The following is a 9,643-nucleotide window of genomic DNA, read 5'->3' as shown; positions in this document are numbered from 1 at the left end:
AATCTCTGGCTTTTTATTAATTATATAATTTCTATATGACACTTTTTTATATTATTATATTATGATTTATTATATTATGATTATAGTATAATTTTATAAATTATATTTTTATTATATTTTAAATATTATTGTTCTATTCCCAACGCTTTAAGCTCATTTATTCTGTTTGTCTCTGTCATATTTATATGGACTGGAGTTATTGATATATATCCATTTTCAACTGCAAATATATCACTATCTTTGTCTTGTTCTACACTCGCTAAATCTCCACCCATCCATACATATCTTTGACCTCTTATACTTTCTCTATCGTCCATTACATTATTGTATATACGTTTACCTAACTTAGTTATTCTTACTCCTTTTTTGTCTCCTTTTGGGAAATTAACATTTAATATATTCCCACTTAATTTATCTAAATTTCCTTCTAGTTTTTTAACTAATTTTGCTGTATATTGTGCTGCTTCTCTATATTCTTCAGTTGTAACTCTTGATGAATCACAAGAAAGCGCAATAGATGGCTTTCCTTCAATAAGACCTTCAATCGCTGCAGCAACAGTTCCAGAATATATAACATCAGTTCCTAAATTAGGTCCATTATTTATCCCACTTAAAACTAAATCTATCTCTATATCTCTTAATATCGATTCAATTCCTACTTTTACACAATCCGCTGGTGTTCCTGATGTTGAATAAGATTCAACATTTTCTGCTATAAATTCATCATTTATTAAAATAGGTTTGTGAAGAGTTATTGCGTGTCCACTTGCACTTCTCGGACTATCCGGTGCAACTACGTATGTATTTGCTATTTTTGATATTTCTTCTGCTAAGATTTTTATTCCTTCTGCATTTATTCCATCATCATTTGATATAAGTATATTCATTTTATTCTCCTTATTTTTAATCTATTTTAAAATTTTATAATCATTATTTTGTTATCATTATACTATAAACATTTCAAATCTGCATAAATACTTATTCATAAACTAGCTTTATATGTTTTATCAAAATAAAAATAAATATGTATATTTTTATTTCATATGGTAATAATACTACCTATAACAGTTGCTTTCCTTAATAAACGCTTTGAGCGTTGACCAAATTTTAATTATAACTTAAACAAAAAATCAGATAGATATCTATCTGATTTTTTATCTTAATTTACCTAATTTATATCTTTAATATAAGTTTTTAATAGTTTACTTCTACTTGTGTATCTCCCTCAACTTTATACAATATATGCCCTTGTGAATCACACATATTAATCACAACATAAGGATATTCTCCTCTGCTATGATACCAAGCTATAACTTCATTAAATAATGTATCTGGAACTTCACCAAATAGCTCTATTCCAAATCTAGTTGCATCTAGTTCCTCTTCTGGCACAGTCAAGTCCTGCCTAAATATATCTATAGTTATAGCACCATTATAAATATCATATTGCACATATGTGTCCTCATCTTCTAATACTCCGACCAACTCTTCTGTTAGAGATTCGAGTTGTGAATCATAAGTTTTTTGTTCTATTTGTTGTACTGCATTATTCGCCATATCCTTAAAGTCATCTGAAAAAATAATACTTTCTACAAAATTAATTAATTTTGCAAATAAGAATATGAATATAGCTATAATTACAAAAAGTACTACTAAAACTGTAACTATCCCAGCTACATTACTCTTCTGATTATTATTATTTTGGTTGTTATTATTTTCGTTGTTATTATTTTCTTGATTATCGCTCATAATATCACCTTACTTTTTAATAATCATATATATATCGAGCATCTTCCATAACCTCATCAATAAGTGTATTTTTCATAAACTTACTTTGCGGAACTCCATTAAATTCTAATGCATATGCCTCAAAGTGATTATCATCATATAGTTTAAATTGTAAACAGCAACTTGTGTCTTTATCATAATATGAAAATGTCCCTTCAAACTCCACAACATCAAATCCATCATCTGATACAAAATAGTACCACTTAGTATTATCGAAATAATTTTCAAATGCAGTTCCTATCGTTGTATAACCATCTTCTTCAGGATAATCAAAAAAATGTCCATTTTTTACAGTTGAAATTTCTTCACTCATACCCGAATTAACACCAATTGCACTTATTATAACTACTATAGTTATTACTACTAAACAAACACTTATAACAATTTTAAATATATTTTTATTTTTAGGTTGTTCATTTATATTATTAACTTCTTTGGGGCTTTGATTGTAATCATTTTCATTTTGTTTATTTAAAGTATCTTTTTCTTGAGTGGTTTCAGAGTCACTTACATTCTGGTTTTGTAGGTTATCACCACAAGCACTACAGAATTTACTATCACTAGGTACGTCACTCCCACATTTTTTACACTTCATAAAAACTCCCCCTCATATTAAAATATATAACTATTTGTTAGTTCTTATGATATAATTTCCCCATAATAAAAACTCCTTTATAGCAATTTATGCCATAAAGGAGTTTTTATTATTCTTCCAATCTATAACCTACTTTAAATACAGTCTTTATATTATTTTTCAAGTCGAGTTTTTCTCTGATGCGTTGAATATGGATATCTACAGTTCGTGTCTCTCCACCATATTCAAATCCCCAAACTCTATCTAATATCTGATCTCTAGATAAAGCCATATTTTTATTTTGCAATAGTAAAATTAATAATTCGTATTCTTTTACTGTAAGATACACTTCTTTATCATTTAATTTAACACTTCTTTGTTTTGTATCTACTTCTATATTTTTAAACTTTATATAATTATTATTTTTATTGTATCTTCTTAAGACTACTTCTATTCTAGCTAATAACTCTATTGTTTCAAATGGTTTTATAATGTAGTCATCGGCTCCTAGTCTTAAGCCCTTTACCCTATCTAATACTGATTCTTTTGCAGTCACAAATATAACTGGTATACCATGTTTTTTTATTTTTTCAATCAACGAGAATCCATCTATCCCCGGTATCATAACATCTAATAAAATTAAATCTACCTTTTGTTTTTCTAAAAATTCTTGTGCTATGATACCATCTTCAGCTGAAAACACTTCATAGCCAACTAGTTGTAAGTTTATTGATATTAAATCTCTAATAGGTGCTTCATCTTCCACTACTAATATTTTCATTAAAAAGTCTCCTTTTTATGGATTTCTGACATACCTAGTGATAAATTTTCCTGTAATTGAAATATCTATTTCAAATCTATCTTCTGGATTATTTTTATTGACAAAAGTACAAATTTGATTTCCGTCAATATTATAATTCATATTATTTGTATCTAATTTATAAATATTTAAATCAAATCCCAATGCTTCTACAAAATTTTCTACAATATCTAAAACTTCATATTGATTTAGTAATGTAGTATTTAGTTTATTATCTCCTTGATTAAAATCTCTGCTAACATATATATTATTTATCTGTTTATTTATAGTGTTTATTTCTATACCACATGATAAATTTGGACTAGACCAGCTTATATTCCAGTAGTACGATTCAGCTTGTCTATCATTTTTATATAAGTTGACATACATTTTATTATCTTCTTCACTCAGATCATTTCCCAGGATATTACCTATATAGTACTTGGCTATTTTTATAGCTTCATTTCTATTTACTAAATTACTACTTTCAGTTTGCGTTTCATTATAGCCACTTATATCATCTTGGTTGTATAGTACATTTTCTTTAAATGGATAAGAATTTGTTATATTAAACATTGAAAATAAGCCAATTAAAATAACTACTAATGCCAGAATTATTATTTTAGATTTCATTAAAATAATTCTCCTTATCAAATTCTAAAATCACTGTTGTTCCAATGTCTAACTCACTTTCTATATTAAGTAAAATATTGTGCATGCAACAAATTTCATTACATATAGAAAGGCCTAATCCTATCCCGTTGTTCTTTCTTGTTCTAGCTTTATCAACCATATAAAATGGCTCTAGTATTTTGTCCAAATCTTCTTTTGGTATTCCTATTCCATAATCAATAATCTTTAATATATATTTATTATTTTTATAATTTCCACTTATGTTTATAGTAGAAGATACATTGCTAGCTTTTATACTGTTATCTATAAAATTAGTAAGTAAAACTTCTAGTAGTTCTTTGTCTGCCAATATATATACATCTTCTATTTTTATATTTAAGTGTATATCTTTTTTCTCAAGCTTATATCTTAGTATATTTTCCACACTATTTAGCGTTTCTCTAAGATTTACTTTTCCAAAACTTTTTTTCCTTTCTCTTATTAAAGTTAATTTTAATAAGGTAGAGTTTAAAGTTTCAAGTCGTTTAGCTTCAGAATTTATATATTTGTAAGCTTTTATTTTTATTTCTTCACTTACATTACCTTTTAATAAAAGTTCTGAATAGCCTATAATTGATGTAATCGGTGTTTTTATTTCATGATTTAAACTGTCTATAAATCTTTGTTTTGATTCATTTAAATATTTTAATTCATCTATATTGTGTTCAATAACGTCTATCATAAGATTAAAATTATGCTCTAATACTCCTATCTCATCATTTTTTTTGCTTTCTACTACCCTTATATCATATTTACCTTTTGCTATATCTTTAGATATATCGCTTAAAGTTCCCAAAGGCTTAGTCAATTTTTTAGATATTATATACATACCTATAGAAAGTATAGTAAGTATTATAAAATCAATAATTATAAAAAATTTGTAGTTATTAAGCCTTTCTTCGTAAACCTGCTGTATATTTTTAGATATAATTAATTTAAAATTTCTATTTTCTAAGTTTACAATTGAACTTACAAATGCATACTTTTTATTATTTATAGTTCTTATAATAAAATATTTTTGGCCTTTTTTAGCTTGTAAAATTTCTTGCCTATCCCCCGATACTTTGTTTTTTAAATCAGATGATATTTCCTTATTTCCCATAGAATATAGCTCTGTGTTGTATTGTTCTACATTATTAAGTGAATATCCATTGATGATTATATCCATCCAGTTTTTTATGTTAGACTCACTATCTACATCTATATTCATAAGGTAATCTGAATTTAAATACATAACTGATTCTACATTTAAAGATTTATACATTAAAGATTTTATTGCATTGTTCAGATTTTCACTATGAATTTTCTCTATTAATATTATTCCTCCACCGTTAAATAGCAACAGGAACAATATTAAGGAGTATAGAAATATCTTTTTCCAAAACTTCATTTTATCACCAGTTATTCTTTAATTTTAATTATTATATATTATACTAAAGTTCTGAATTCATATCCATTATCTTTGAAATATTTTATTATAGATGGTAAAGCTTTAACTGTTTCTTCTTTTCCGTATGTGTCGTGCATTAATAGTACTACCATTTCTTTTCCTTGAGCAGTTTTTATAGCAAAATCAACTAATTGTTGTGCGTTTTTCTTTGGACCTTCAGCATCAGCATTTAGAGCATTCCAATCTATAGATGCTATTTTATTTTCATTTAAATAATCTTTTAATGGGTCCATGTTTTTCCATGACATATATCCACCTGGGCATCTCATTACATGTGTAGTAAAGTTTTCACCTAATATAGATTTTAATAATTTATCGTTTTTTTCATAATCTGCTTTGAAAGCTTCCATATCTAAATTGCGACCTGGGTATAATAATTTAAAATCATGGCTATAAGAGTGATTTGCTATTGCATGTCCACTATTAAATTCTTGTCTTACTAAATCTTTAGCAGTTTCTCCCCCATTTTCTATATTAGATCCTGTTAAAAAGAATGTTGCTTTTATATTATTTTCTTTTAAAATTCTTAATACTTCTGGTGTATTTGTCTTTGATGTCCCATCATCAAAAGTTAAAAATACTACCTTTTTGCCATCATTTGTGTAATCATGATTATTTAATTTTTCTTGTACTTTTTTTGCATCATAAGTGTATTTTTTACCCTCTTCATTAACCCCTATTATTGGTTTCTTTGCTTCTGCCTCTTCTTGTTCTTTTTTTTGTTGTGCAATGACTTGGTTAACTTTTATATTGTGTTTTTCTATCATTTTTGCGAATGTTACACTTCCACCCCATATTACAACTCCACTAATACCTAAAACTATTGCTATTTTTTTTAAATTAAATCTTCTCATCTCAATCTCTCCTTGGTGTTAAATTATCTTGTGTAATTATAATAATCTATAGGGGTATACATTCTGATAATAACTTGTTTCAAAGTTGTAAAATATGAATTTTTTATACTGGAAATAAATTACTTATACATTGTAACTTTGATACCTGATTAATATATAACTTATTATTTGATACTTAAATATGCTCAATCTTTTAAATAACGCAAAAAAACCGTGGCATAATTGCCACGGCTCTATATAAAACCAAATCTGTAAATATATATATTACTATCTTGATAAATCAACTTTTCCAAGTAAAACATCATATCCTGTATAAGCAAGTGCCATTGCCCCAGTAAGTAGTCTCTCATGTCCTAATTCAGAAACTGTCGCCTGTGCTAATTCCACAGTGTGACCTGGTGCTGGACAAGCTGATACTTGTATATATGGGTGGATTGTAGGTACTTTATGACTTATGTTACCTATGTCACTTGAACCAGATGATTTTGGAGGTGCTATCTCAGTTATTCCAAGCTCTCTTAAATTTTGATTAAATGCTTCAGATAAGTTTTCATGAGTTACTAAATTATCATTAGGGAACTCATATCTTTCCATTTCTAAAGTTGCACCTGTCATAAGTGCTGCACCTTGAGCTATATTTTTAACTTTAGTAAGAATATCGTCTAAAGTTTCTTTAGTTGCTGCTCTAAAATAGAATTGAGCAACTGCTTCATCTGGAACTATATTTGCTGCAACTCCACCTTTTACTATTATTCCGTGCATTCTAACATCTGGAGTTACATGTTGACGAAGTGCATCAATACCGTTGAATAATTGTATTACACTATTAAGTGCATTTACACCATTTTGTGGACAACTTGCAGCATGTGCAGTTTTTCCTTTGTATCTAAATTCTAATGGATAAAGTGCTTGTGTTGTTCCACTTTTCATATTTACATCACTTGGATGAACAAGCATTGCAACATCAAGTTCATCAAATATTCCTTCTTCTGCAAATACAACTTTTGCTCCGTTTGTTTCTTCTGCTGGAGTACCATATACTATGATTTTTCCTCCAATTTCATCTATAACTTTACTTAAAGCTATACCTGCAGCTGACGACATAACACCTATCATATTATGACCACAGCCATGTCCTATTTCAGGAAGAGCATCATATTCGCATAAATAACCTATAGTTGCTCCTGGCTTTTTACTATCATATATAGCTCTAAATGATGTTTCTATTCCTAAAAGACCTTTTTCAACAGTGAAGTTGTGTTCTTCTAAAAATGCTATCAATTTTGATGATGATTTAAATTCTTCATTCCCTAATTCAGGATTTGCGTATATATAATCATTTATTTCACACATTTTAGCGTGTAATTTTTGTCCTTCTTGTAATAAAATATCTTTCATATTAATCCCCCTTAAATATATCTTAAGCCCATCCTATTAAAGATGCTATTGTTATAAATACTATTGCTGTCATAAATAATATTGCTTGAAGTGGTAATATCCATTTTAACCATTTTCCATAAGGAACTCCTGCCATACCTAAGCAAGCTATTAATACACCTGATGTTGGGAACATTGCATTTGAGAACCCATCTCCTAATTGATATATTAAAACACTTAATTGACGAGATATTCCAACTAAGTCACCAAGTGGTGCAAGTATTGGCATAGTAAGTGCTGCTTGTCCTGAACCTGAACTTACGAAGAAGTTTATGAACATTTGGATTACAAACATTATATATGATGCTATTAATGATGGTAATTGACCAACAACATTAGCTAAGTTAAATAATATTGTATCTATTATGTTTGCATTTTGAGCTATTATCATTACTGATTTTGCAAGACCTATCATGATAGCTGCTCCTATCATATCTTTTGCTCCATCTGTGAATGCTTCTGCTATTTCGTTTGGTGCTAATTTACCAACTAAACCACTTATAATACCTAATCCTAGGAAAACTGCTGCTATTTGTGGTATCCAAAATTCTAATTTTAAAACTCCATATACTACTAATGCTATAGATGTAAATAATGCAGCTATTATTATTTTATGTCTTAAAGTAAATTCAGTATGTTCTGATTCTGTACTTTTTAATTTTTCACGTTTAACTTGATCATGTTCGAACATTGGACTAAGTTCTGGATTTTTCTTAATTTTCATAGCATAGAACATAACGAATCCACATCCTACAAGAGTTGATACAAACCAAACTAATGTACGGAATTCAACACCTGAATATAATTGTATCCCTGCTATTGATTGTGCTATACCTACTGTAAATGGATTTAGCATTGCTGCTGAGAATCCAAGGTTACAAGCTAAGTATGTAATTGCTACAGCAACTATACTATCATATCCTAATGCTAGTACTAATGGCATTAAAACTGCTACGAATGCTATTGCTTCTTCACTCATTCCGAATGTTGCTCCACCGATTGAGAACATAAACATTAATATTGGTAAAACTAAAATTTCTTTTCCTTTGAATACGTTTACTATTTTTAAAATACCTAAATCTATAGCTTTAGTTCTTGAAACTATACTAAATGCCCCACCAACTATAAATAAAAATGCTATAATTTCTCCACCTTGAACTATACCTTCAATTGGTGATTGTAATACATCGAATAAACTTTGTGGTTGACTTGCTATTGCTTTATAAGTTCCACTTACAACAACTTCTCTACCTTGATCATTAAGAACTCTATCGTATGCTCCTCCTGGTATTAAATATGTTGCAACTGCTACTAATGCAATAACTACTGCCATAATAACTAATGTATTTGGCATGGCAAATTTCTTTTTCTCTTTAACTTTTTTTACTGATGAATTTGATATTTCCATTTTCCTTCTCCTTTTCTGATTTTTCACTTTTTTTAAATTATTTTTATTAACAAGAAATTATTTATTTTCTGTTATTAAAAAATTCGCTTCGCTCATGGCGCCAACGACTTCGTCCGTTGCTTAAAATTCACTACGTTCATAGCGCCAACGACTTCGTCCGTTGCTTAAGGTAATAAGTTGGAAATTATACATTATCCACAAACCAGATAATATATAATTTCCTTAGAATTAAAAAAGCCTCTTAGTATGAAATACTAAGAGGCGAATTATCGCGGTACCACTCTTATTGGTAAACTTTTTCTCACAACAAAGTAGACGCTTTTTGATTATTAAAAAAGCCCCTTGGAAAAAATCCAAGAGGCGAAATTACCGCGTTACCACTCTTATTGGTAAGAAAAAACTTACCCACTCAATCTCTTAAGGCGAGAACACCGACTGCCATACTAATTTCCTGCAGTCTTCTCCAAAGCTCTTTTCACAAAAATCTCAATGCTCAGCTTCCACCATCCTGAACTCTCTATAAAATTAATTTATGTTACTCTCTTTTTCGTTGAATTTGTTTTTTAAATTTTGTTTAACTTTATGATTTACTACTAATATGTTAAATCGCTTTAATATTTTATTATTTTGAACTATTGCGATAGATGTAAGTCCTTCTTTT

9 protein-coding genes and 1 other annotated feature are annotated in these 9,643 nt (G+C 28.5%); all 9 genes read right to left on the bottom strand.

Annotated elements, in window-relative coordinates:
- Nucleotides 1-125: 125 nt before the first annotated feature.
- Nucleotides 126-887: a 5'/3'-nucleotidase SurE gene (surE, locus tag I4U58_RS10505; protein WP_195931301.1), complete on the bottom strand. Its 762-nt coding sequence runs from the start codon at nt 885-887 to the stop codon at nt 126-128.
- A gap of 307 nt (nt 888-1,194) precedes the next feature.
- Nucleotides 1,195-1,749, bottom strand: a complete 555-nt coding sequence (locus I4U58_RS10500; RefSeq protein WP_195931300.1) for a hypothetical protein — start codon at nt 1,747-1,749, stop codon at nt 1,195-1,197.
- Nucleotides 1,750-1,765: 16 nt separating this feature from the next.
- A complete protein-coding gene (locus I4U58_RS10495) occupies nt 1,766-2,383 on the bottom strand; it encodes a zinc ribbon domain-containing protein (RefSeq protein WP_195931299.1) in 618 nt (205 codons plus the stop codon).
- Nucleotides 2,384-2,492: 109 nt separating this feature from the next.
- Nucleotides 2,493-3,143 (bottom strand): response regulator transcription factor, encoded by a 651-nt coding sequence (locus I4U58_RS10490; protein ID WP_195931298.1) that lies wholly within the window; start codon nt 3,141-3,143, stop codon nt 2,493-2,495.
- Nucleotides 3,144-3,158: 15 nt separating this feature from the next.
- Entirely contained in the window at nt 3,159-3,794 is a 636-nt protein-coding gene (locus I4U58_RS10485; RefSeq protein WP_195931297.1) for a hypothetical protein, read from the bottom strand.
- Nucleotides 3,784-5,067, bottom strand: a complete 1,284-nt coding sequence (locus I4U58_RS10480; protein WP_243269608.1) for a HAMP domain-containing sensor histidine kinase — start codon at nt 5,065-5,067, stop codon at nt 3,784-3,786. Before I4U58_RS10480 ends, I4U58_RS10485 begins: the two co-directional genes overlap by 11 nt.
- 194 nt (nt 5,068-5,261) lie before the next feature.
- Nucleotides 5,262-6,137: a polysaccharide deacetylase family protein gene (locus I4U58_RS10475; RefSeq protein WP_195931295.1), complete on the bottom strand. Its 876-nt coding sequence runs from the start codon at nt 6,135-6,137 to the stop codon at nt 5,262-5,264.
- Between the two features lie 267 nt (nt 6,138-6,404).
- On the bottom strand, nt 6,405-7,535 hold the full coding sequence (locus tag I4U58_RS10470) for a M20 family metallopeptidase (protein WP_195931294.1): 1,131 nt from the start codon (nt 7,533-7,535) through the stop codon (nt 6,405-6,407).
- A gap of 22 nt (nt 7,536-7,557) precedes the next feature.
- Nucleotides 7,558-8,982 carry a YfcC family protein gene (locus tag I4U58_RS10465; RefSeq protein WP_195931293.1) on the bottom strand — a complete coding sequence of 475 codons (1,425 nt, stop codon included), beginning with the start codon at nt 8,980-8,982 and terminating at the stop codon, nt 7,558-7,560.
- A 353-nt stretch (nt 8,983-9,335) separates the two neighbouring features.
- Nucleotides 9,336-9,542 (bottom strand) — a binding site (T-box leader).
- Nucleotides 9,543-9,643 lie beyond the last annotated feature (101 nt).

This window comes from Clostridium sp. 1001270J_160509_D11 (genome assembly GCF_015667935.1).
Lineage (GTDB): Bacteria > Bacillota > Clostridia > Peptostreptococcales > Peptostreptococcaceae > Intestinibacter.
Note: the sequence above shows the minus strand (reverse complement) of the source record. Positions and strands in the feature narration are given on the sequence as shown.